The sequence below is a fragment of the Mesorhizobium sp. B2-3-13 genome, assembly GCF_006442195.1.
In the GTDB taxonomy this organism is placed as follows: Bacteria; Pseudomonadota; Alphaproteobacteria; order Rhizobiales; family Rhizobiaceae; genus Mesorhizobium; species Mesorhizobium salmacidum.
On the sequence record NZ_VFVQ01000002.1, the window covers coordinates 101,377 to 123,486 of the forward strand.

Sequence of the window (22,110 nt, forward strand, 5' to 3'; positions counted from 1 at the left end):
TCAAAATGAAAAGCTGGATCAAATGACGCGTAGGCCGAGATGACGGAAAAGGCGCTGGACCATCTTATCGAAAGGCTCGACGGCCTGGCGCCGTCGACCGCGCTGGTGCTGGGTTCGGGCCTGGGCGGCCTGGTCGACCGGATCGAGAATCCCATCCGCGTCTCCTATGCCGACCTGCCCGGCTTTCCCCGGAGCGGTGTCAGCGGCCATGCCGGCGAAGTGGTGGCCGGGCTGTTTGCCGGCATTCCGGTGCTGATGCTGTCCGGCCGCACCCACTACTACGAGCATGGCGTTGCGGCGGCGATGCGGCCGGTGCTGGAAGTGCTTGCCGGCATCGGCATCACGAAACTGATCCTCACCAACGCAGCCGGCTCGGTCGATCCGGATATGCCACCGGGCTCGGTGATGCTGCTCACCGACCACATCAACTTCTCGGGCACCAATCCGCTGATCGGCGAGCCGAGCGACCGCCGTTTCGTCGGCCTCACCGAAGCTTATGATGCCGGCATGCGCGACGCGATCGAACGCGCGGCGAAGGCGACCGGCACAGCGCTGCACAAGGGCGTCTATATGTGGTTCTCAGGCCCCTGCTTCGAGACGCCAGCCGAAATCCGCATGGCGCGCATCATGGGCGCCAACGCCGTCGGCATGTCGACCGTGCCGGAAGTCATTCTCGCCCGCTTCCTCGGCCTGCGCGTCGCCGCCTGCTCGGTCATCACCAACCTGGCCGCCGGCATGACCGGCGCCGAGCTTTCGCACCAGGAAACCAAGGACATGGCGCCGGTTGGCGGTTCGCGGCTGGCAACGGTGCTGCAGCGCGTGTTCCGTGACGGGCTGCTGGAGAGCTGATGCTTCCGCAGGAAATCATCCGTCACAAGCGCGACGGCCATAGGCTGGCGCCTCACGAAATCGCCGCCTTCATCGACGGCGTGACGTCGGGCACCGTAACCGACGGCCAGGTCGCGGCCTTCGCCATGGCGGTATTCTTTAACGGTATGAGCCGCGACGAGGCCGTGGCGATGACGCTTGCCATGCGCGATTCCGGCGACGTGCTCGACTGGTCGGATTTGCCGGGCCCCGTCACCGACAAACATTCGACGGGCGGTGTCGGCGATAATGTCTCGCTGATGCTGGCGCCGATCGTCGCCGCCTGCGGTGCCTATGTGCCGATGATCTCGGGCCGAGGTCTCGGCCATACCGGCGGCACGCTGGACAAGATGGATGCCATTCCCGGCTACATCAGCCAGCCCGACATCGCGCTGTTCCGCAAGGCGGTGCTGGAAACAGGCTGCGCCATCATCGGCCAGACCGCCGATCTGGCACCTGCCGATCGCCGGCTTTACGCCATCCGCGACGTCACCGGAACCGTGGAATCGGTGCCGCTGATCACCGCATCGATCCTGTCGAAGAAGCTCGCGGCAGGCCTGCAATCGCTGGTGCTAGACATCAAGGTCGGCAATGGCGCCTTCATGGAGAAATCCCGCGATGCGACCGCGCTCGCCAACAGTCTGGTCGAGGTCGCCAGCGGCGCCGGGCTGAAGGTCTCGGCGCTGATCACCGGCATGAACGAACCGCTGGCTTCGGCCGCCGGCAATGCCGTCGAGGTGCGCAACGCCGTCGATTTCCTGACCGGCCGCTTGCGCGACCGGCGGCTGGAGAACGTGACGCTTGCGCTTGCCGCTGAAATGCTGCAGTCGGCAAGGTTGGTATCGTCCAACCAGGACGGGATGCGCCGCGCCACCGAGACGCTCGCCAGCGGCCGCGCCGCCGTCACCTTCGCGCGCATGGTGACCGTGCTTGGCGGCCCTGCGGATTTCATCGAAAAGCCGGAAAAATACCTGCCCGGGGCGGCAACGGAATTCGCGGTCAAGGCGACGACGGACGGTTTCGTTACCGGCATAGCCACCCGCGACATCGGCCTCGCGGTGGTCGGGCTGGGCGGCGGGCGCACACGGCCCGACGACAAGGTCGACCCCGCGGTCGGCATCACTAGGCTGCTGCCCATAGGCGCGGAAGTAAACGCCGGAGATGCGCTGGCGCTAATCCACGCCCGCTCGCCGTCCGATGCCGAGGCGGCTGCCGCGGCCGTGCTTTCAGCCTATGCGATCGGTGCTTCGAAGCCGGTCGCCGACAAGTCGGTCATTCGGCGGATTCTGCCGCGCGACTGAGTGGACCCTACTGAACCAGCAGCAATGTGCCGTTCTCGGCCTGGTACTTGCCGAGCCGGTTGAGAAAACTCATGCCGATCAGGTTGGTGCGCAGTGCCTTGTCGTCGAGCACGATCGCCTGCACACCGTCGACGCTGATGCTGCCGATCTGCAGGCGGTCGATCATCACCACCGCGGCCTTGATAACGCCGTTGGCGGTGCTGACCTCATGACTGAAATCGGAAGGATTGAGCGACAGCCCGATCCTGCGCGCCGTCGACGTATTGACCGCCACCAGCGTCGCGCCGGTGTCGATCATGCCGTCGACCTGACGGCCGTTGAGCTTGAAGGTGGACGAGAAGTGTCCACGCCCGTCAGCCGCAACCACGACCTTGCGGCCGGTTGGCAGCGGCGCCACCGGCTTGTCGGGAACAGACGCCAGACTGGCCTCGGGTTGCGTCTCGGCCCCAGGCTTGGCCGTCACCGCCGATTTCAGCAGGTCTTCGAATACTCGCGGATTTGACTGGTAGACAACCGGGATCGATGCCGACGCACCGGCAAAGACGCTGAGAATGAGAAGCTTGCGCAGCATGGATCGGCCTTGGTGAAGTCGACACTTACCACGTTATGGTGTTTGCGTTTTTAACGAGGGCCGAAACCGCAGGTTTTCGTAAACGAACCGTATCGGGCAGGGGAATCGCCAGCCTGTATCAGTAGTGTTGCTCCTGGCCTATGCGAATTTATGGATCAATGACGGCTTCGCTATTCGTGAAAACGCCTGCTGAAACATGGATTCGCTAACGCCTGGCATTAGAGACGACAGTTTGCCAAATAGGTATTGGGGATCCGTTGCGCTACGTGGGAAGGAGATTAGCGTCATCGGAATGTCGTTTCTTGACAATGATTCAATCAGATTTGCGAACTTACGATACAAAACGCCAATCTGTTCATCCGCATGGTCCGTCTCCCACAGTCCTCCCGCAACCGAGGAGCCGTCTGGCGAGCCAGTTGTTATTTCCTGCACGTAAGCTCGACTGGCCGCGGCATCCTCAAACCGTCGGACCGGAATGACGACGTGATCTATCTTAATGCCAGCAGCCAAGACCGCGTCCACATTCTCACATAGAAATGGACTCTTGATTATTCTCGGGCCACACGGATCAAAGATCCCTCTTTCCAGGCCGGCTCGGGCTTTCGGAGAATAATCTGTCGCCGACCATTCGCCGGTATCCAGACCAAGCTCTGTTAGCAGCTCGACAAGATAAGTGGTTCCAGCCCTCCCCGTCCCACTGATGAAGATCCGCCTTGTGTCTTTCGTGGGGCGCCTTAATCGAGGCAAGAATCCGAGTATGGGTAACACGCGAAAATACCTTGGATGCCAGAGAACTACTGCTCAATTCGCCGGTACGGGGACGTTCTATAGACCTGAGACGATCAGACAGCCTATTTCGTCCCGTACATGCGGTCGCCGGCGTCGCCGAGGCCAGGCATGATGTAGCCCTTCTCGTTGAGCTGGCGATCGATGGACGCGGTGAAGACCGGAACATCCGGGTGCGCCTTGGTAAAGCGCTCGATGCCTTCGGGCGCCGCCAGCAGGCACAGGAAGCGGATATTGGTGGCGCCGCGCTCTTTCAACTTGTCGATCGCCGCGATCGCCGAATTGGCTGTCGCCAGCATCGGGTCGACGACGATGACCAGCCGGTCGGCGAGGTCGCTCGGCGCCTTGAAGAAATACTCGACAGCCTCCAGCGTCTCGTGATCGCGGTAGAGGCCGACATGGGCGACGCGGGCCGCCGGCACCAGGTCGAGCAGGCCTTCGAGCAAGCCGTTGCCGGCGCGCAGGACCGAGGCGAAGACCAGTTTCTTGCCCTCCAGCGTCGGAGCTTCCATCGTCTCCATGGGCGTTTCGATCGTTGTCGTCGTCAGTTCGAGATTGCGGGTGACCTCATAGCCGAGCAGCAGCGAAATCTCGCGCAACAGCCGCCGGAAGCCGGCCGTCGAGGTCTCCTTCTTGCGCATGATGGTCAGCTTGTGCTGGACAAGCGGATGGTCGACGACGGTGACGCCCTTCATGATGTTCTCCTGATGCGGTGTCGCCCGAAACCGCGCGCATGGACCCTTTCGGACGTGTCGCGCTTCAAGCTGCTTGGGCGAACCCTAGCGGTATTGGACCGGCCAAGGAACCGCTTGGTCGCATCGACCACAGCTTTGTCGGAAGAAATCAGCGAGCGGCGCTGTTCAGCCGGGCAAGAAGCGCCGCTTTGGTCTTGCGGTCGACGAAAGCCGCCTCGATGGCCGTCCTGGTGACCGCGGCGAGCGCTTTCTCATTCATCGCGAAATGCTCCGCCGCAATGTCGTATTCGCGCTTCAGCGAAGTCCAGAAATAGGGTGGGTCGTCAGAGTTGAGCGTCACCTTGCAGCCCGCCGCCTGCAGGGCCGGAAACGGATGGTCGGCGAAACTGTCGAAGACCTTGAGCGCGATGTTGGAACCGGGGCAGCACTCCAGCACGATGCCCTCGTCAGCGATGCGCCGGACAAGGTCGGGATTTTCGATGGCGCGCACGCCATGTCCGATGCGCGACGGGCGGATATGGTCGAGTGCCGCCTGGACAGTCTCCCAGCCCGTCAGTTCGCCGGCATGGACGGTGATGCCGAGCCCGGCCTCCCGCGCGATCTCGAAAGCCCTGACATAGTCTTCCATGTCGCCCGTGCGCTCGTCGCCGGCGACGCCGAAACCGGCGACCAGCGGATGGCCGCAGCGCGCCGCGAAGCGTGCCGCCCGCTCGATCGATTCGACGCCGACATGGCGCACGCCGGTGACGATCATACGGCCCTCTATGCCGGTCTTGGCCTTGGCGCGCAGCATGCCTTCGCCGAGCGCATCGGTGTAGGCCTTGGGCGACAGTCCGGCTTTCGTCGCGTGGTCCGGCGAGGTGAACACCTCGGAGTAGATTGCCCCGTCGCGGGCCAGGCTGGTCAGATAATGGTCGGCCAGCCGCGCGTAATCCTCCTCGGTCCGGAACAGGTCGGCGGAAAAATCGTAAGCCGCGAGAAAGGAGGTGAAATCCTGCCAGACGAAGGACCCGTTCTGGATATAGGGCGAGGTATCCTTGCCGTACTTCTGCGCCTGGCGGATAACGAGATCTGGCGCCGCTGCCCCTTCGATGTGGCAGTGCAGTTCCGCTTTCAAAGGCATTCAAACATCCCGTCGGTCAGTCCAGGTCTTGAAAACCCACCACCTGGAAGCGCGGCTGAACACCGCGCCTTAAACAATAGCGCCCGCATCACCGATCGGCTATGGTCCCGCCGGTTTTATGACGGATCAAAAAAATGTCAGTTGAGAGAACCACGGCCGCCGGCGGCATGGAAACCTCCTATGGTTTCAAGCGTGTAGGGGAAGGCGAGAAGCAGTCCCTGGTCAACGATGTTTTCCGCAAGGTCGCCAATCGCTACGACCTGATGAACGACCTGATGTCAGGCGGCCTGCACCGGCTGTGGAAGGATGCCATGGTCGCCTGGCTCAATCCGCCCAAGCGCTCGGGCTGGCGTGTGCTCGATGTCGCCGGCGGCACCGGCGACATCGCCTTCCGCATCGTCGATGCCAGCCATGGCCATGCCCACGCCACCGTGCTCGACATCAACGGCTCGATGCTCGCTGTCGGCCGTGACAGGGCCGAAAAGAAAGGCCTGTCCGGCAACACCGATTTCGTCGAGGCCAACGCCGAGGAACTGCCCTTCCCTGATGCCAGTTTCGACGCGTACACCATCGCGTTCGGCATTCGCAACGTCCCGCATATCGACGTGGCCCTGGACGAGGCGTTCCGCGTGCTGAAGCCCGGCGGCCGCTTCCTGTGCCTGGAGTTTTCCGAGGTCGAGATGCCGTTGCTCGACAAGGTCTACGAAGCCTGGTCGTTCAATGCCATTCCCAGGATCGGCAAGTTGGTCACCGGCGACGGCGAGCCCTATTCCTATCTGGTCGAATCGATCGCGAAATTCCCCAATCAGCAAAACTTCGCGGCGATGATTTCCCGCGCCGGCTTCGATCGCGTCTCCTTCCGCAACTATTCAGGCGGCATAGCGGCCCTGCATTCGGGCTGGAAGCTTTGACGTCGTCGCCCATCTCCAACACGCGAGGTGCCTTGCGCCAGTTCAATGAACCGGTGGGGCGGACGCGGCCATGAGCACCGTCAGCGCGGGGTTCCGGCTCGTACGGGCCGGTTGGGTGCTGGTGCGCGAGGGCGTCGTCGCTGCCTTGCCCGGCGAGGAACTGTCCGGCCTGCCGAAATTCGGCTGGCGGCTGGCGCGGCTGTTCACCCGCCGCCGCGCACTTGCCTATGAGCGTAGCGATCGGCTGGCCAAGGCAGTGGTCCGGCTCGGGCCTTCCTATGTCAAGCTTGGCCAGTTCCTGGCGACGCGGCCCGATGTCGTCGGCAACGACATGGCGCTCGATCTCGCCATGCTGCAGGACAAGATGCACACCTTCCCGACGGCCGAGGCGGTCGCGGCGATCGAAGCCTCGCTCGGGCGCAAGCTCGGCGATCTCTACAAGCAATTCGGCGACCCGGTCGCCGCCGCCTCCATCGCTCAGGTCCATGCCGCTGAAACCGTCGATGGCGGCGTCGCCAGGAAGGTAGCGGTCAAGGTCATCCGGCCGGGCGTGCGCCGCCGCTTCTTCCACGACCTCGAAAGCTATTTCCTCGCCGCCCGCCTGCAGGAAAAATACATACGGTCGTCGCGCCGGCTGAGGCCGGTCGAAGTAACCGAGACGCTGGCGCAGACCACCAGGATCGAGATGGACCTGCGCCTCGAGGCGGCCGCGCTCTCGGAACTTGGCCAAAGCACCAGGGAAGACCCTGGCTTTCGCGTCCCTTCGGTGGACTGGGAACGCACCGGTCGCGACGTGCTGACCATGGAATGGGTCGACGGCGTCAAGATGAACGACCTCGCCGGCCTCGAAGCCGCCGGCCATGACCTGAAGGCGATCGCCGCCAATCTCATCCAGTCCTTCCTGCGCCATACGCTGCGCGACGGCTTCTTCCACGCCGACATGCATCCGGGCAATTTGTTCGTCGAGGCAAACGGCACCATCGTCGCCGTCGATCTCGGTATTGCCGGACGCCTCCGCAAGAAGGAGCGCCGCTTCCTCGCCGAGATCCTCTACGGCTTCATCACACGCGACTATCTGCGCGTCGCCGAGGTGCATTTCGAGGCCGGCTATGTGCCGCGCCAGCATAACGTCTCCGCCTTCGCGCAGGCGATCCGTGCGATCGGCGAGCCGATCCACGGCCAGCCGGCCGAAACCATTTCTATGGCCAAGCTTTTGACGCTGCTGTTCGAGGTGACCGAACTCTTCGACATGGCGACACGGCCTGAATTGATCCTGCTGCAGAAAACGATGGTGGTGGTCGAGGGCGTGGCGCGCACGCTCGATCCGGCTTTCAACATGTGGAGGACCGCCGAGCCGGTAGTCAGCGGCTGGATAGCCGGCAACCTCGGGCCGCGCGGCTTGCTGGCCGACGCGCGCGACGGCGGCAAAGCGATGCTGGCGCTAATCCGCCAGGCGCCGGAACTCGCGGCCCGTACGGAACGGCTGTCGCGAGAGATCGACCTGATGGCCGAGCACGGCCTGCGCTTCGATGAGGCGACCGCCCGCGCCATCGGCAAGGCCGAGGCACGCTACAGTCGTTCTGGCCGTGTCGCGCTGTGGGTGATAGCGCTGACGCTGGTCTATATCGCCTGGAAGCTTCTTTAGGCCCCCGTCGCTCCGAGGCCTGCGGCTTGCGGCAATTTGATTGCATTGCTACCATCGCTATCGGGCAAGATGAGTAGAGTGCAATCATATGGCCAGTATCACGATCCGCAACCTTGATGATGAGGTCAAGGAACTGCTGCGCCGGCTGGCGGCGGAAAACGATCGCTCCATGGAAGAACAGGCGCGGGTGATGATGCGGGCCGCTGTCGACGGCCAGATCGGCCCGGTTGGCCGTCTCGATCAGATCGAGAAAGCCCTCCTTGAACTGGCCAATTCGCAAGGCGCCCCGACCGTGGCGTCGGCCTTGGCAGTCAAGAGCTTGCCGCGAGGCACACTTTCCAACAAGCGCATCCTGCTCATCATCGGCGGCGGCATCGCCGCCTACAAGGCGCTCGATCTGATCCGCCGGCTGCGCGAGCGTGGTGCGGCGGTGCGGGTGGTCATGACGTCGGCGGCGCAGGAATTCGTGACGACGCTGTCGGTCGGGGCGCTCTCCGCCGACCATGTCTTCACCGACCTGTTCGACCGCAACGATGAACACGATGTCGGCCACATCAGGCTGTCGCGCGAGGCGGACCTCCTGGTGGTGGCGCCCGCAACCGCCGACCTGATGGCCAAGCTCGCCAATGGCCATGCCAACGATCTGGCCTCGACCGTGCTCATCGCCACCGACAAGCCGGTGCTGATGGCCCCGGCCATGAACCCGAAGATGTGGTCGCATCCCGCCACCCGCCGCAACCGCGCCACCTTAGGCAAGGACGGCATCACCTTCGTCGGCCCCGCCAAGGGTGAGATGGCCGAGAGCAACGAGGCCGGCGAAGGCCGCATGTCCGAACCGTTGGAGATCGTCGCCGCGGTCGAGGCGCTGCTCGATGCCGGGCCCAAACCGCTGGCGGGGCGCAAGATCATCGTCACGTCAGGCCCGACGCACGAGCCGATCGATCCCGTGCGCTATATCGCCAACCGGTCGTCCGGCAAGCAGGGCCATGCCATCGCCGCGGCATTGGCAAGGCTTGGCGCCGATGTCCGACTTGTCTCCGGTCCCGTAAGCATTGCCGACCCAGCCGGCGTGAAAACCATCCATGTCGAGCGAGCGCAGGAAATGCGCGACGCGGTGGAACAGCTTCTGCCTGCCGACGCCGCGGTATTCGTCGCCGCCGTTGCCGACTGGCGCACCGAGAATTCGGCCGGTGAGAAGATCAAGAAGGTCGCGGGCGAAGGCCCGCCGGTGCTGCGCATGGTCGAGAACCCCGACATCCTGGCTGGTGTCGGTCACCACGAGCAGCGACCCGGCCTGGTCGTCGGCTTTGCCGCCGAGACGCAGGATCTCTTGCGCAACGCCGAGGCCAAGTTCAGCAAGAAAGGTGCCGATCTCATCGTCGCCAACGATGTGTCGCAGACCAGCGGCATCGGTCCTTCAGGCGTGATGGGCGGCGATCGCAACCGGGTCCGGATCGTGTCTAGGACCGGCATCGAGGAATGGCCTGAGATGACCAAGGACGAGTTGGCGGCGCGGCTCGCCGCGCTCATCGCCGAGCGGTTGAAAACGATCGTCGTCTGACAAGTGTTGGCGGAGCCGCCAACATCCTTTTGCGTGCTGTGCGCCAAGCCGTCAGTTGGCCAAAAGCTCAGCCGTGCGGGCAAGCGCCCCGCCGAAGCCATTGAGCGGAATTGAAAAGCTTATGACTTGCCCGGTATCGGCCGCGAACGCGTCGATCTTGAGTGTGGTGCCGTTCTTCAGCAGCGGCGTGACATTGGCATCGAACGCCACCGGCACAAGGCAGCCGACCACCTGGCAGGTGTTGAACGGCAGGCTGCCATCGAGCTTCTGGTCGTCTATGGTCAGCGCGACACCCTTGGCAAGCGCCAGGCCGAACGGCAGGGCAAGGGTTCCGGTCGCATCCTCGCCGGTCTTGCTCGACAGCTCGATCGCCAGCAGCCGCTGGTTGCTTTGCTTGTTGAACTGCTGATGCGACAGGCTGCAGACCTTGTTCGTGCCCGATATCTGGCAATTGACCGTCCAGTCGCCGTGAGTTTCGGACAAGGCCGATGCACCGCCGGGCAGCTGCGGCGCGTCAACTGCGGCGGGCGGTGTTGCCGTCACCTTGTCGCTCTTGGCTTGCGCCGCCATGGCCGGCAGGCCGGCGATACAGGCGGCACCCAGCACTGCTGCGAAATACGCGTATTTCCTCATCAAGACCTCTCCCGGCTCCGCCTCGAGCCAGTCTAGAAACTGGCCTTGAGAGACGCGCTGACTGCATTCTGTTTGACCGTTTCCCCGAAGGCGCCATTATACCTGACGGACATGCCGACGCATTGACGCCTTTCGGCTCGAGGCCGGCGCCGACCCGATAGAGCGGCGAATCGATCGCTTCCGTCAAGTGCAATGCCGGATAGCCGGGCAGATTCTGCGCAGCCGCAAAGCGGCCACTGCGCCATCTGGAACACGCCCGGATCGGTGAGTGCCGGAACCCGGATCCTGCGCCAGTTCGAGGAAGGCCGGATCGTCGGCGTAGAGAACGAGATCGGTGCCGTTATCCACCTTGAACTGGACGTTGAAGTCCACTGCCGGATGCAAGGTCTTCGCCTCGATGCCGGAATCGGCCATCGCCGAATCCTTGGCCACCACACATTCGGTGAACAGCTTGTCGATCGACAGGAAGTTCAGCGGAGCTTCGCCGTCGAGGTTGTTGAGGTCCACGTCGTATTCCCGCCATGGCATCGCAGGACGAACACCCTATATATCTGGTGCGATGAGGTTTTCTTGCAGGAATGAGCGGATGTACATGCGTCGTACACCTATGAGTTTCGTGCTGGCGGTGCTGGCCGGGGCGGCTTCCGTCGGCTTTGCATCGCCTGCTTCCGCGCAGGTGCTCGATCCTGCGGCCAGAAACAATGTGCTCATCCAGCAGAATGACCTGCAGGCCTTGCAGAGCCGGGTTCAGCGGCAGCAATTTCAGCAAGAGCAACAGCAGTATCGTGCCCAGGATCGCGTTATCGTCCAGCAGCCGCCTGTCGTTCCGCAGGTCAGGCCGAGCTGCCAGACGCAGATAATCGGCAACACCGCCGTCAGCACCTGCCGCTGATCGACGGGCATCTTCTTTTATTTAGCCGACTTACATGGTAGGGCACTTTAGGTGCCCCTGCGGCAGTTTGGATTTTGCAAAGGCGTCGCATCACGCTAAGGGGCATTGGAGCGACTGGATTATCAAGATGGCAGCCACCAAGAAAAAGGCCGTGCGCCAGGCCAAGAAAGGCGAAAGGATCCGCCAGGTGGCGGCCATTCCCTTTCGGCTGAACCCGCGCGGCGGTATCGAGGTGATGCTGGTCACATCGAGAACGACGAGACGCTTCATCGTGCCCAAGGGGTGGCCGATGAAAGGCAAGAGCGGGCACAAGGCAGCCACCATCGAGGCATTGGAGGAAGCCGGGGTGCTTGGCAAAACGCTGAAGCAGCCGGTGGGCACCTATTCCTACTGGAAACGCTTGGCCAACCGCTTTGTCCGCGTCGACGTCATCGTGTTTCTGCTGGAAGTGACGGAAGAGCTTGCCGACTGGCAGGAGGCCAAGCGGCGGCAGCGGGCTTGGCTGGCGCCGGCCGAGGCCGCGATGCTCATCGACGAGCCCGATCTCTCGACGCTGGTGAACACCTTGGCGCTGCCCAAGCCCGCGCCGCTCGAGCAGGCATAAGCCTCAACTGTCCGTGCTCTCATCTTCAGGAAGCGGCCGTGCCGGCGGGCCGCTATAGGCCCACAGCCATTCGCGCGGAAAAGTGTGGGCGGTTTCCTGTCCTTATTGCGTCGCAACAAAGAGTTTGAAGCGCTCGAAAGCGCTTAGTTCAACTTGACCAGAACCACCCGACGGTTCTTGGCGCGGCCGGTCTCCTCGTCATTGCTGGCGACGGGCGCCATCATGCCGGCTCCGGCCGCCGTAAGCCGCGACGCATCGATCCCGTATTTCGCCACGAGCGCCGCCTTGACCGCCTGCGCCCGCCGGGACGACAGATCGAGATTGTAATCGAAGGCGCCCTGATTGTCGGTATGACCGACGACGATCACGGTCATCCCGGGCTCATTGGTCAAAAGCGTCGAAATCTCCTTCAGCGTCGGCTCGGACTCTGGCTCGATATCAGCTTTGTCGGTGTCGAAGAAGATGCCGTAGAGGGAGATGCTGCCGGTGGCGGAGAGCGAGTCCGCCATCTTGTCAGCTTCGACGACCACCATTTTCCTGTCGCGCGCCTTGGGTTCCAGCACCTGCACAACGGCGACGGTGCGACCGTTGAGTTTCTTGCAGTAGAGATCGTCGGTCAACGAATAGGTCTGCACGATGACATAGCCGTCGCCGCCGTCCTGCGGCACCTTGGCCGAGAAATAGCGCTGGTCGCTGATGCCGGTAGCCAACGCGCAAGCGCCATTGGAGAATGCCGCGTCCTTGAGATCGCTTTCATGGAAGGAATACATCGTCAGGCTCATGTCGCCGCCGCCGCCGCTCGACGAGCGGTCGGCGGCGCCGCCACATTCCTCCTTCTTGCACTCGAACAGGACTTCGCCTCCTGCTGCCTTGATCACATCCTGATAATTGCGCAGCACCTCGAGCGGCGACCGCTCGGCCGGCAGCACATAGGCGATACGGGTCAGGGCACCCTCCACCTCGGCCTTCTTGTCCGGCGCGAAAACGCGATTGTTCATGGCGTCGTGCGCGTTGGGATCTGTACTTGGCTTCAGGGGCGACAGCGGTATGCTGAAGTCGGTAAAGGCAAGCTTTGCGTAGGACACGATGAAAGAGCCTTCGTAGCGCTTGGCCAGTTGATTGTCGGCGGCGCCCGCGATATCGGCGGTCGGCACCGTCGCGTCGGCTGCCGCGAGCCGCACTGTCAGCGCGAGAACAAGCCCCGCCCAGAAAAACCTCATGATTGTCGACTTTAATGCATGCATCGATCGATCCCCTCGCTTGATGATCGATGCTAGCAGAGCGGGTATGTCCAGTCGATGACGCCGCTCAGGGCAGCCGCTCCAGCAGGATGGTAGGCGCGTCGTGATAGAGGGTCTGCGTCAGCTCGGTATAGCCGCACTTCCTGGCGACGTTCAACGAAGCCGTATTCTCGGGATCGATGATGCAGACGGTTCTGGCACGTCCGAACGTCTCGTCGCCCCAGCCATGCACGCGGCTGACGATCTCCGTGGCAAGGCCGGCGCCGTGCGCGGCCGGAGCGAGCGCCCACCCCGCCTCGGGGATACCTTCGATCGACGGCTCCATGTCGCGCTTCAGATCGTGGAACCCGGCCTCACCGACGAAGCGGCCAGTCGCTTTCTCCTCGATGGCCCAGAAGCCGTAGCCGAGCAGCGACCACAGGCCGGCATGGCGCAGGAAGCGCATCCAGCTTTCCTCACGCGTGCGCGGCTTGCCGCCGATGAAACGGGTGACAACGGGGTCGGCCCACATCGTGGCATAGGCATCGAAATCGCCGAGCCGGTGTGCCCGCAGGATGGTTCGCGGGGTCTCGATGACCGGGGCGATGGTCGCTTGCGTCGTGTTCATTGGATTTGTCTCGCGTTACGGCCTGCGGTTAGCAAATCGCCGGCGCGGTGCAAGAGCCAGGAACCAGGAACCATCATCCAAGGCGCAACGTCCGGCAGCCTTCACGACATCCGGGCGCTATGGGATTTTCGCGCGGCGGTGTTATTTTCGACGCCGGCTGTTTCAGCACGTCCCAATTTTTCACGCCCCGGCCACTGCCGCCGATCCAAGGAAATCCGCATGGACACCACCGACCTCGTGCTCGCCATCATCCACCATCTGCTGGTGTTCTCGCTAGCCGGGATCATCGGCGCCGAATTCGTGCTGATCCGTGGGGATCTGCCGGTCGCGACGCTCAAGCGGCTCGCCGGCATCGACCGCCACTACGGCATCATCGCCGCGCTCATCATCATCGTCGGCATCGGCCGTGTCGCCTGGGGGCTCAAGGGTTGGGAGTTCTACGTCTACAACTGGGTGTTCTGGGCCAAGATGGCGGCATTCGGCACCGTCGGCCTGCTGTCGATCATCCCGACCGTGCGTTTCATGTCCTGGAGCCGGCAGGCGAGCGCCAATCCTGCCTTCGCGGTGCCTGTCGGCGAACTGGCCTCGGTGAAGACCTATATCCGCGCCGAGGCGTTCGTTTTCCTGCTGATCCCGGTTTTCGCCGCGGCGATGGCGCGTGGCTACGGCTACTGATCGTCGGCGGCAATCGTTTCAAGCGGAGCGATCGGCACCAGCGGTGCCGGAATGCTGGTCGTCTTCACCTCTGCCTTGCAGATATCTGCGATAACGCAGGCCGGACAATCCGGCTTGCGCGCCTTGCAGACATAGCGGCCGTGCAGGATCAGCCAGTGATGCGCATGGCGCATATATTCGTCCGGGATGATCTTTAGAAGTCCCTGCTCGACCTGTTCCGGGGTCTTGCCGGGCGCCAGGCCAAGCCGGTTGCCGATGCGCAAGATGTGGGTGTCGACCGCCATCGTATGCTGGCCGAAGGCCATGTTGAGCACGACATTGGCGGTCTTGCGCCCGACACCGGGCAGCTTGACCAACTCGTCGCGGTCATCGGGCACCTCGCCGCCATGGTCGCGGATCAACGCCTCCGATAGTGCGATGACGTTCTTGGCCTTGTTGCGCCAGAGACCGATGGTCCTGATATAGTCGCCGACCCTGGCTTCACCCAATGCCAGCATCTTTTGCGGCGTATCGGCGGCTTTGAACAAAGCCCGCGTCGCCTTGTTGACGCCGGCATCGGTCGCTTGCGCCGACAGCACCACCGCCACAAGCAGCGTGAAGGGGTTGACATGTTCAAGCTCGCCCTTCGGCTCTGGCCGCTGCACCGAAAAGCGTCGGAATATCTCGTGCACTTCGGCCGGGCTGTAGCGCGAAGTCCGCCGCGCGGGCCGTGAACGCGGCTTGGCATTGGAGCCGTCGCGCCGTCCGGACGGCGGCTCTTTTTCGGGCATGGAAGATTCTTTGGACTTGGGGCTGGCCATTTCCCTCCTATAATATCCTGTCATGAGCGACACAAACGCCTCGTTTCAGGCTGATGAGCCCTTCTTTCACGCATTGCTGACCCCACACCGGTCGCTGGGCCGGACGGGCTTCCTGATCCTGATGGGCGCACTGATGTTCGGCTGGCTGGTCACGGGTGCGTTTTTCCTGTCGCGCGGCGCCTGGCCGGTGTTCGGCTTCTTCGGCATCGACGTGATTGCCGTCTACATCGCCTTCCGCGTCAATTATCGGGCCGCACGCGCCCGCGAGGAAGTGTCGGTCTCGCGCACCAGCCTCGACATCCGCAAGACGGCCCCCTCGGGAAAATCGGAAGCGCATCGCTTCAACCCTTTCTGGGCGCGTTTTTCGGTCGCCCGTCACGCCGAGATCGGCATCACCAGAATGATCGTGGAAGCACAGGGCCAGAACGTGCCGATCGGCGGCTTCCTCGACCCCGATTCCCGCGAGAGCTTCGCCACCGCCTTCGCGCGCGCGCTGGCGACCGCCAAGGCGCGCTAAAGCAATTCCAGGAAAAGAAGCGGTTTTCCGTCCGGGCTCGAAACCCGGAGTCTATCTGGGCAAGTGCTGCAAGAAGGCAAGTTTCGGGTGGCGATCGGCGCCCCAAGAGGCGATATTCCGGCCCAAGGAGACAGGTCCATGAGCACACACACGGCAGTCCTCAAGAAGGACATCACGCCCGAGGGCAGCGACTACGAGATCGTGCGCCGCGCCATCGAGAAGATCAGCCTCGACTATCGCGACCAGCCATCGCTGGAAGAACTGGCCGAGGGGGTCGGCGAGACGCCGACCGGTTTGCAAAAACTCTTCACCCGCTGGGCCGGCCTGTCGCCCAAGGCCTTCCTGCAGGCGGTGACGCTGGACCATGCGCGCAGGCTGCTCGATTCCGGCATGCCTCTGCTCGAAACTTCCTTCGAACTGGGCATGTCCGGCCCCGGCCGGCTGCACGACCTGTTCGTCACCCATGAGGCGATGTCACCGGGCGACTACAAGACGCGCGGCGCTGGCCTCACCATCCGCTACGGCTATCACACCTCCCCGTTCGGCGCTGCCCTGATCATGGCCACCGACCGCGGGCTTGCCGGCCTCGCCTTCTGCGACCCCGGCGAGGAACGCACCGCTTTTGCGGACATGTCCGGCCGCTGGCCGAACGCGCTCTATGTCGAGGACAGGGAAGCGACAGGGCCCTATGCCGCGCGCATCTTCGAGCCGACGCTGTGGCGCGCCGATCAGCCGCTTCATGTCGTCATGATCGGGACCGACTTTCAGGTCCGCGTCTGGGAGGCGCTGCTCCAGATCCCTATGGGCAAGGCCCGTACCTATTCCGCGATCGCGGCCAGCATCGGTGCGCCGAGCGCCAGCCGCGCGGTCGGCGCCGCCAACGGCGCCAACCCGCTCTCCTTCGTGGTGCCGTGCCACCGCGCCATCGGCAAATCAGGCGATCTCACCGGCTATCACTGGGGCCTGACCCGCAAGCGCGCCATCCTGGGCTGGGAGGCGGGGCAGATTTCGTCGTGAAATGTCGATTTTTGCTTTCTGCTGCGGAGAATATATACGAACATTTGGAAATGCGCAGTATTATTACGCATGATTTTGGAATTTCTGGATACAACCGTGGACAACCGTCGGTTCCTTCAAGAGCTTTATTTCGGCGTCTTATTTAAGTTTACGCTAAATTAACCACGATAAAGCGATGATGACCCATATTAATTCGGGCGATCCGACTTAATAGGAGGATCTCGATGAAGTTGTTCCGCACCGTGTTTGGTGCAGCCTTGCTGGTCGCGTGCCTGGACCGCGCGGCGATGGCCACAACGCAGAATGTTATCTTTAATGGCACGGTCACCGCGACCTGTACGCTCGTTGTCGGCACCAACGGCACGATGACGGTGAGCGCCGACCTTCAGTCGCTGAGCTCCCACAACAGCGGCGGTTCGGCTGGAACAGTCACGCTCACCACCACCGGGGGTGTTTCGCTCAGCGTCGATCCGGTGACCCTCACCACCGTGCCGGCCGCCGACAGCACGGCCATCACCTGGACACCGACCTATTCTGCCAGCGGCGCCCACACGATCGCGGAAACGGCGTCCTCCACCGCCCTGACTGTCCCCGGCGCCGACCTTGTCTCGGTCCATCTCGCCGGCACCAAGGGCGGCAGCAACCGCTTTGCCACCGGAAACTATCAGGCAACGGTAACACTGCGCTGCGAATAGGCCGTCGCGAAGGAGAGGTCCTTGAAACATGCACGAATCCTGGCGACGGCGGTGGCCGTCTGCCTGCCGGCCATTGCGGCCAACGCCCAGTCGATGTCGCCGATGCGGGGCGAGGTCAACAGTTTCACCGACGCCTTCGCGGTCCGCGTCTTCCCCGCCAATCCCTACGGCCAGAAGATAAGGGTCGAAATCCACGTCTACGATCAGGATTTTCAGCCAGTGGACGCCAAGATCTCTCCGAGCGTCTTTCAGCTGGGCTCGCAGGCTTCCCGCCCCGTCCTTGTGGTCGTGCCCTTCGGCGGCGCTGCCGAGCGTAAAGTGCGTATCTGTACCGAGAGCATCCCCTTTCCCAATCAACAGACGCAGATAAAGGCACAGATATGCGGAAAGTTTTTTGGGCACCGCAAGTCCTGACAGTCGCGTGTGCGGCAATGTGGGCGGGGATCTCGCCGGTGCTGGCCGAGGATGTCTACAACCTCAATCAGAACGAGAGCGGCTTCAATTTGCCCGGCGTGACGTTGCCTCAGGGCCAGGACGAGGTCCACGCTTCCGACGGCACCACCTGCCGTTCGGCGGTGTCGGGCACCGGCGCCTATTTCGACCTCGGCGTTATCAGAGGCAACAGCCAGTCGAACAACGACGTCGCCACCTACGGCCGCGTGGTGATCCCGATCGGTCGTGCGCCGAAACGTGTCGATTGCAGCCGCCTCTATGAACTCGAGGTCGAGCGCCTGCAACTGGAGCTGAAACTGCTCAAGATGGGCCTCGGCGGCGACGGCCCGACGGCGAGCGTGGCCGCCAGCGCTCCCACGCCCGTGGCCGCATCACCCGGATGGGCCAACGAAGGCTGGAGCATCAGGACCGGAAGCGGCGATGGCAAGAAAAAGAAGAAGAAATAACCGAGCGCTGCTTGCGATGGCCGCGCTCGCCGGCTTCTGCCTTCCGGCGCAGGCGGCGATCATCGGCACCTGCACCATCATGGTCGGGGCATCGGGAACGATGACCGCAAATCCGGCCATCGGCATACTCGGATCCAAGCAGGCAGGCGGATCGAGCGCCAGTGCCACCGTGGTGGCAAGCTCCACGCTGTGCTCGCTGTTCAACCTGCTGGACTGTTATTCGGTTTCAGCGCCGGCGCCTGCGGCATTCTCGTCCGAGCCGAGCGGCGGTGGCACCAACGTGACCTTCGTCTCGGTCTTCCGCCTCGATGGCTCGGGCGTCGACAACAATGGGGGCGTGCCGCAAAGGGTCGTCAACGGCACCCACGCCATGCAGGTCGACCTCACCGCCACCAAATCGAGCGGCATCTTCCCGGCCGGCAGCTATCAGGGCATCGTCACAGTGCTGTGTGAGTGAGGCGGCAAATCGCGCTGGACCATTCGCGTGGTCTGGCATCGAGCGGCCTGGCAGGATAGCTTCCCCTGCATTCAGCAGGAGGCATTTCTTGATTATCGTAGTCGGCTCGATCAACCTCGACCTTATCGCCAATGTCGACCGCTTGCCGAGCCCCGGTGAGACGGTGAGCGGTTCCGGTTTCACAACGGCGCCCGGCGGCAAGGGCGCCAACCAGGCGCTCGCCGCCGCACGTGCCGGTGCTCAGGTGCGCATGGTCGGCGCCGTCGGCAAGGACAATTTCGCACCAGAAGCTCTGGCGTTGCTGCGCGAGGCCAAGGTCGACCTGTCGGGTGTGGGAGAGACCTTTGCCTCGACCGGCACGGCGCTGATCATGGTCGGTGACGACGGCGAGAACATCATCGCCGTGGTTCCCGGCGCCAATGCTTCCGTGGTGCCCGGCGACCTCTCCAAGGCTTTTCTGAACAAGGGCGACGTCGTGCTGCTGCAGCATGAGATTCCGCTCGCGACGATCGATGCGGCACTCGACCAGGCAAGGGCGGCCGGCGCGGTCACCGTGCTCAACACGGCTCCGTTCCACGCCAAGGCGGCCGGCTTCCTCGGCAAGGCTGATTACGTCGTAGCCAACGAAACCGAGTTCGACCTCTATGGCGAGGCGCTGGCGCTCAGCGGCCGCGATCGGAAGGCGCGCATGCGCGATTTTGCCGGGAAAACCGGACGCGCCATCGTCGTCACGCTTGGCGGCGAAGGCGTGATGGCGGCGACGCCGAGCGATTTCCTGACCGTTCCCGCGTTGAAGATCACGCCGGTCGACACGGTCGGGGCCGGCGACACATTCTGCGGCTATTTCGCGGCCGGCCTGGCGTCGGGCCTCACGCTCGAACAGGCATTGGCGCGTGCCGGCGCCGCCGGCTCGCTGGCTTGCCTCAAGCCCGGCGCCCAGCCGGCAATCCCGCTGGCCAAGGATGTCGACCAGGCCTTGCAGGAAACCCGTTGAGATGATGCGCCCGCGCACCAGACATGCCGTACCCGCGGCCAGCGACATCTGCCGCCTGTCGGCTGTCGAACTCGCCGACGCGATCCGCCGAAAGAAACTCTCCGTGCGCGAGGTGGTGACGGCGTTCCTCGATCGCATCGATGCGGTCAACCCGTTGGTCAACGCCATTGTCTCGTTGCGCGACCGCGCCGACATCCTGCGCGAGGCCGATGCCGCCGATATCAGGCGGACGGATGGAAGCGGGTCCCTCTTTGGCCTTCCCATTGCCATCAAGGACCTTGCCTCCACAACGGGCCTCAGAACCTCGTTCGGCTCGCCGATCTTCGCCGATTTCGTGCCGCAGGAAGACGACTTCTTCGTCGAACGCATCCGCGACGCCGGAGCCATCATCATCGGCAAGACCAATGTTCCCGAATTCGGGCTCGGCTCCAACACCTACAACAACGTGTTCGGGCCAACGCTGAATGCTTTCGATCCGTCGCTCACCGCCGGCGGCTCGAGCGGCGGTGCGGCGGTGGCGCTGGCACTCGACATGGTGCCCGTCGCCGACGGCAGCGATTTCGGCGGTTCGCTACGCAACCCGGCAGCCTGGAACAATGTCTACGGTTTTCGGCCGTCGCAAGGGCTCGTGCCCGCTGGTCCCGACTTCGAGGTTTTTCAGGCGCAGATGGGCGTCGAGGGGCCGATGGGCCGCAACGTCGCCGACATGGCGCTGTTGCTCGACGTGCAGGCCGGTTACCATCCGCAGGCGCCTCTCTCCTATGAAAAGCAGGGCTCCTTCCTTGAAGGGCTCGCGACGGTGGCGACCGGCGGCCGCATCGCCTGGCTGGGCGATCTCGGCGGCCATCTGCCGATCGAGCCCGGCATCCTCGACCTTTGCGAGGCAGCACTCGCACGGTTCACGGATGTATCCTTCCTGGCCGAGCCCTTGCGACCGGATTTCGATTTCGAAGCACTCTGGCAGGCCTTCGTGACGCTGCGCCAGGCCAGCAGCGGCTGCGCCCTGAAAGTGCATTATGACGATCCCGCCAGGCGCGGCCTGTTGAAACCGGAAGCCGTCTGGGAAGTGGAGAACGCCATGCGGCTGACGGCGCCGCAAATCCGCGCGGCTTCGGTCGTTCGCACCTCCTGGCACCGCATGCTGTTGTCGATCTTCGACCGCTTCGACCTTATCGCGCTGCCAACCGCACAGGTCTTTCCCTTCGATGTCGGCACCCATTGGCCCCGCGAGGTCGCCGGGCGGGAGATGGACAGCTACCATCGCTGGATGCAGGTTTCAGCCTTCGCCACCTTGGGCGGTTGCCCGGCGGTCAATATGCCGGTCGGCTTCGACCACAGGGGCCGGCCCATGGGCATGCAGCTGATCGGCCGGCCACGCGGCGACCTCGCCGTGCTGAAGGCCGCGGCCGCCTATGAGACGACGTTGCCCTGGCCGGCCGGCGCCTGAGCCAGGCACGCCGCGCACCGGCTTGCGTCGTTATCGCCGCCATGCATTGATTGTCGCCTGAAAGGCCGCGTAGCGGCATTGCGAGGAAAAATCATGTCGCTGGAACTCTACGCCGCCTATGTTCTTGCCTGCATCGTCATCATCCTGGTGCCCGGGCCGACGGTGACCTTGATCATCGCCAACAGCATCCGCCACGGAACTCGTGCCGGTCTCGCCAACGTTGCCGGCACGCAAGCCGGCCTTGCCGTCACGATCGCCATCGTCGGCATCGGCCTCAACACGCTGATCTCGGGCATGGGCCACTGGTTCGAGTGGGTGCGTCTGATCGGCGCCGCCTACCTGATCTGGATGGGCGTGCAGATGTTCCGCTCGAAGGGCACGCTGAACGCCGACGGAACCGCTCGTAAACCACGCGGCGGCTTCTTCCTGCAGGGCCTGCTCGTGGCGCTGAGCAATCCCAAGACGCTGATTTTCTTCGGCGCCTTCTTCCCGCAGTTCATCGCGCCGCAGGGCAATTATTCGCTGCAGATCGTCGTCATGGGCCTAACCGCCATGATCTTCGCCGTCATGTCGGATTCGACCTATGCGCTCGCCGCCGGCCGCGCCGGCCGCATGCTCTCGGCCAGCCGCGTCAAGCTCCTGTCCAGGATCAGCGGCAGCTTCATGGTCGGCGGTGGCCTGTGGCTGGCGTTTTCGCGGTCGAAGTAACCACGAAAGCGCCTTCTTCATAAATTTTCGCAGAGACACATTGAAGAATTGCACGCCACTGCACAATTCTTCACTATGCGCAAATCAAACGTTTCCTTTCGGGATCGCTTGCTTATTTGGCAATACGAGTACAGCGACGCAGTGGTCGGCATCGCTTTCTTTTGCGCCTTTGCGCTGATGAAATCCATCGCAATTGTAGAGCTTCAGGCCAATCCGGTCGTCGCCACCCAACGCGTGATGGCCGTTGTCGAATACATTAGAGTGAAGCCTATCAGCCCGTATGCCATGGTAGGTCACAATTTATACTACACCTACGATGTACGCCTTGATGACGACAACACGCGGATGTCGATCGACGATGACGTCGAGCGACCGCATCTTCTTGGCTCTCTCGTTCCTATTGAACGGCAGCACCACAAGCACGGCGTCGACACCTATCGATTGCTCAATGGGTGACAACGCGC

The 22,110-nt window shown here is 63.2% G+C and carries 26 protein-coding genes; 18 read left to right on the forward strand and 8 right to left on the reverse strand.

Annotated features, from left to right (window positions below; translation table 11 throughout):
- Window positions 1-39 precede the first annotated feature (39 nt).
- Window positions 40-849 carry a purine-nucleoside phosphorylase gene (locus tag FJ941_RS02925; RefSeq protein WP_140502933.1) on the forward strand — a complete coding sequence of 270 codons (810 nt, stop codon included), beginning with the start codon at window positions 40-42 and terminating at the stop codon, window positions 847-849.
- Window positions 849-2,168 (forward strand): thymidine phosphorylase, encoded by a 1,320-nt coding sequence (deoA, locus tag FJ941_RS02930; protein ID WP_140502935.1) that lies wholly within the window; start codon window positions 849-851, stop codon window positions 2,166-2,168. Before FJ941_RS02925 ends, deoA begins: the two co-directional genes overlap by 1 nt.
- 7 nt (window positions 2,169-2,175) lie before the next feature.
- Here deoA and FJ941_RS02935 read toward each other — a convergent pair whose 3' ends face one another.
- The 3 genes from FJ941_RS02935 to FJ941_RS02945 form a co-directional block, all read right to left on the reverse strand.
- The gene (locus FJ941_RS02935; protein ID WP_140502937.1) at window positions 2,176-2,739 is read right to left on the reverse strand and encodes a TIGR02281 family clan AA aspartic protease; all 564 of its coding nucleotides are present in this window, start codon (window positions 2,737-2,739) and stop codon (window positions 2,176-2,178) included.
- A gap of 851 nt (window positions 2,740-3,590) precedes the next feature.
- A complete protein-coding gene (gene upp / locus FJ941_RS02940; protein ID WP_015315749.1) occupies window positions 3,591-4,220 on the reverse strand; it encodes a uracil phosphoribosyltransferase in 630 nt (209 codons plus the stop codon).
- A 148-nt stretch (window positions 4,221-4,368) separates the two neighbouring features.
- Complete coding sequence (locus FJ941_RS02945) at window positions 4,369-5,343, reverse strand: adenosine deaminase (RefSeq protein WP_140502939.1); 975 nt, start codon at window positions 5,341-5,343, stop codon at window positions 4,369-4,371.
- Between the two features lie 134 nt (window positions 5,344-5,477).
- Between FJ941_RS02945 and ubiE the strand changes: the two genes are divergently transcribed.
- The 3 genes from ubiE to coaBC all read left to right on the forward strand — a co-directional run bounded on the left by ubiE (window position 5,478) and on the right by coaBC (window position 9,460).
- A complete protein-coding gene (gene ubiE, locus FJ941_RS02950; protein WP_140502941.1) occupies window positions 5,478-6,254 on the forward strand; it encodes a bifunctional demethylmenaquinone methyltransferase/2-methoxy-6-polyprenyl-1,4-benzoquinol methylase UbiE in 777 nt (258 codons plus the stop codon).
- A gap of 70 nt (window positions 6,255-6,324) precedes the next feature.
- A complete protein-coding gene (gene ubiB, locus FJ941_RS02955) occupies window positions 6,325-7,899 on the forward strand; it encodes a 2-polyprenylphenol 6-hydroxylase (RefSeq protein ID WP_140502943.1) in 1,575 nt (524 codons plus the stop codon).
- 88 nt (window positions 7,900-7,987) lie between these two features.
- The gene (gene coaBC, locus FJ941_RS02960; RefSeq protein ID WP_210242210.1) at window positions 7,988-9,460 is read left to right on the forward strand and encodes a bifunctional phosphopantothenoylcysteine decarboxylase/phosphopantothenate--cysteine ligase CoaBC; all 1,473 of its coding nucleotides are present in this window, start codon (window positions 7,988-7,990) and stop codon (window positions 9,458-9,460) included.
- A 51-nt stretch (window positions 9,461-9,511) separates the two neighbouring features.
- On the opposite strand, the gene FJ941_RS02965 is transcribed toward coaBC, so the two are convergent.
- Entirely contained in the window at window positions 9,512-10,093 is a 582-nt protein-coding gene (locus FJ941_RS02965; protein ID WP_140502944.1) for an invasion associated locus B family protein, read from the reverse strand.
- Between the two features lie 183 nt (window positions 10,094-10,276).
- Window positions 10,277-10,600 carry a hypothetical protein gene (locus FJ941_RS02970; RefSeq protein ID WP_246673678.1) on the reverse strand — a complete coding sequence of 108 codons (324 nt, stop codon included), beginning with the start codon at window positions 10,598-10,600 and terminating at the stop codon, window positions 10,277-10,279.
- Between the two features lie 85 nt (window positions 10,601-10,685).
- Between FJ941_RS02970 and FJ941_RS02975 the strand changes: the two genes are divergently transcribed.
- Both FJ941_RS02975 and FJ941_RS02980 read left to right on the forward strand, forming a co-directional pair.
- Window positions 10,686-10,985: a hypothetical protein gene (locus FJ941_RS02975; protein ID WP_246673685.1), complete on the forward strand. Its 300-nt coding sequence runs from the start codon at window positions 10,686-10,688 to the stop codon at window positions 10,983-10,985.
- 127 nt (window positions 10,986-11,112) lie between these two features.
- Window positions 11,113-11,589 carry an NUDIX hydrolase gene (locus FJ941_RS02980; protein ID WP_140502948.1) on the forward strand — a complete coding sequence of 159 codons (477 nt, stop codon included), beginning with the start codon at window positions 11,113-11,115 and terminating at the stop codon, window positions 11,587-11,589.
- A 143-nt stretch (window positions 11,590-11,732) separates the two neighbouring features.
- Here FJ941_RS02980 and FJ941_RS02985 read toward each other — a convergent pair whose 3' ends face one another.
- Together FJ941_RS02985 and FJ941_RS02990 are read right to left on the reverse strand one after the other, a co-directional pair.
- On the reverse strand, window positions 11,733-12,809 hold the full coding sequence (locus FJ941_RS02985; protein ID WP_140502950.1) for an OmpA family protein: 1,077 nt from the start codon (window positions 12,807-12,809) through the stop codon (window positions 11,733-11,735).
- Window positions 12,810-12,897: 88 nt separating this feature from the next.
- The gene (locus FJ941_RS02990) at window positions 12,898-13,437 is read right to left on the reverse strand and encodes a GNAT family N-acetyltransferase (protein ID WP_140502952.1); all 540 of its coding nucleotides are present in this window, start codon (window positions 13,435-13,437) and stop codon (window positions 12,898-12,900) included.
- Window positions 13,438-13,656: 219 nt separating this feature from the next.
- Between FJ941_RS02990 and FJ941_RS02995 the strand changes: the two genes are divergently transcribed.
- Window positions 13,657-14,112 (forward strand): DUF2214 family protein, encoded by a 456-nt coding sequence (locus FJ941_RS02995; RefSeq protein ID WP_140502953.1) that lies wholly within the window; start codon window positions 13,657-13,659, stop codon window positions 14,110-14,112.
- Here the strand turns inward: FJ941_RS02995 and nth are convergent.
- Window positions 14,106-14,912, reverse strand: coding sequence for an endonuclease III (gene nth / locus FJ941_RS03000; protein ID WP_140502955.1), 807 nt, complete (start codon window positions 14,910-14,912; stop codon window positions 14,106-14,108). The two genes, FJ941_RS02995 and nth, sit on opposite strands and share 7 nt — an antisense overlap.
- Window positions 14,913-14,934: 22 nt before the next feature.
- On the opposite strand from nth, the gene FJ941_RS03005 reads away from it, so the two are divergent.
- The 10 genes from FJ941_RS03005 to FJ941_RS03050 all read left to right on the forward strand — a co-directional run bounded on the left by FJ941_RS03005 (window position 14,935) and on the right by FJ941_RS03050 (window position 22,102).
- Complete coding sequence (locus FJ941_RS03005; RefSeq protein WP_140502957.1) at window positions 14,935-15,429, forward strand: DUF2244 domain-containing protein; 495 nt, start codon at window positions 14,935-14,937, stop codon at window positions 15,427-15,429.
- Between the two features lie 138 nt (window positions 15,430-15,567).
- A complete protein-coding gene (locus FJ941_RS03010) occupies window positions 15,568-16,446 on the forward strand; it encodes a bifunctional helix-turn-helix domain-containing protein/methylated-DNA--[protein]-cysteine S-methyltransferase (protein WP_140502959.1) in 879 nt (292 codons plus the stop codon).
- 224 nt (window positions 16,447-16,670) lie between these two features.
- Window positions 16,671-17,141 carry a hypothetical protein gene (locus FJ941_RS03015; RefSeq protein ID WP_140502960.1) on the forward strand — a complete coding sequence of 157 codons (471 nt, stop codon included), beginning with the start codon at window positions 16,671-16,673 and terminating at the stop codon, window positions 17,139-17,141.
- A 21-nt stretch (window positions 17,142-17,162) separates the two neighbouring features.
- Window positions 17,163-17,555, forward strand: a complete 393-nt coding sequence (locus FJ941_RS03020; RefSeq protein WP_140502962.1) for a hypothetical protein — start codon at window positions 17,163-17,165, stop codon at window positions 17,553-17,555.
- Window positions 17,522-18,040 (forward strand): hypothetical protein, encoded by a 519-nt coding sequence (locus FJ941_RS03025; protein WP_140502964.1) that lies wholly within the window; start codon window positions 17,522-17,524, stop codon window positions 18,038-18,040. Before FJ941_RS03020 ends, FJ941_RS03025 begins: the two co-directional genes overlap by 34 nt.
- Window positions 18,015-18,497, forward strand: coding sequence for a hypothetical protein (locus FJ941_RS03030; protein ID WP_140502965.1), 483 nt, complete (start codon window positions 18,015-18,017; stop codon window positions 18,495-18,497). Before FJ941_RS03025 ends, FJ941_RS03030 begins: the two co-directional genes overlap by 26 nt.
- A gap of 88 nt (window positions 18,498-18,585) precedes the next feature.
- Complete coding sequence (locus FJ941_RS03035) at window positions 18,586-19,491, forward strand: ribokinase (protein ID WP_140502967.1); 906 nt, start codon at window positions 18,586-18,588, stop codon at window positions 19,489-19,491.
- A 1-nt stretch (window position 19,492) separates the two neighbouring features.
- Window positions 19,493-20,938: an amidase gene (locus FJ941_RS03040; protein ID WP_140502969.1), complete on the forward strand. Its 1,446-nt coding sequence runs from the start codon at window positions 19,493-19,495 to the stop codon at window positions 20,936-20,938.
- A 93-nt stretch (window positions 20,939-21,031) separates the two neighbouring features.
- On the forward strand, window positions 21,032-21,646 hold the full coding sequence (locus FJ941_RS03045) for a LysE family translocator (protein ID WP_140502971.1): 615 nt from the start codon (window positions 21,032-21,034) through the stop codon (window positions 21,644-21,646).
- A gap of 75 nt (window positions 21,647-21,721) precedes the next feature.
- A complete protein-coding gene (locus tag FJ941_RS03050) occupies window positions 21,722-22,102 on the forward strand; it encodes a hypothetical protein (RefSeq protein WP_140502973.1) in 381 nt (126 codons plus the stop codon).
- Window positions 22,103-22,110 lie beyond the last annotated feature (8 nt).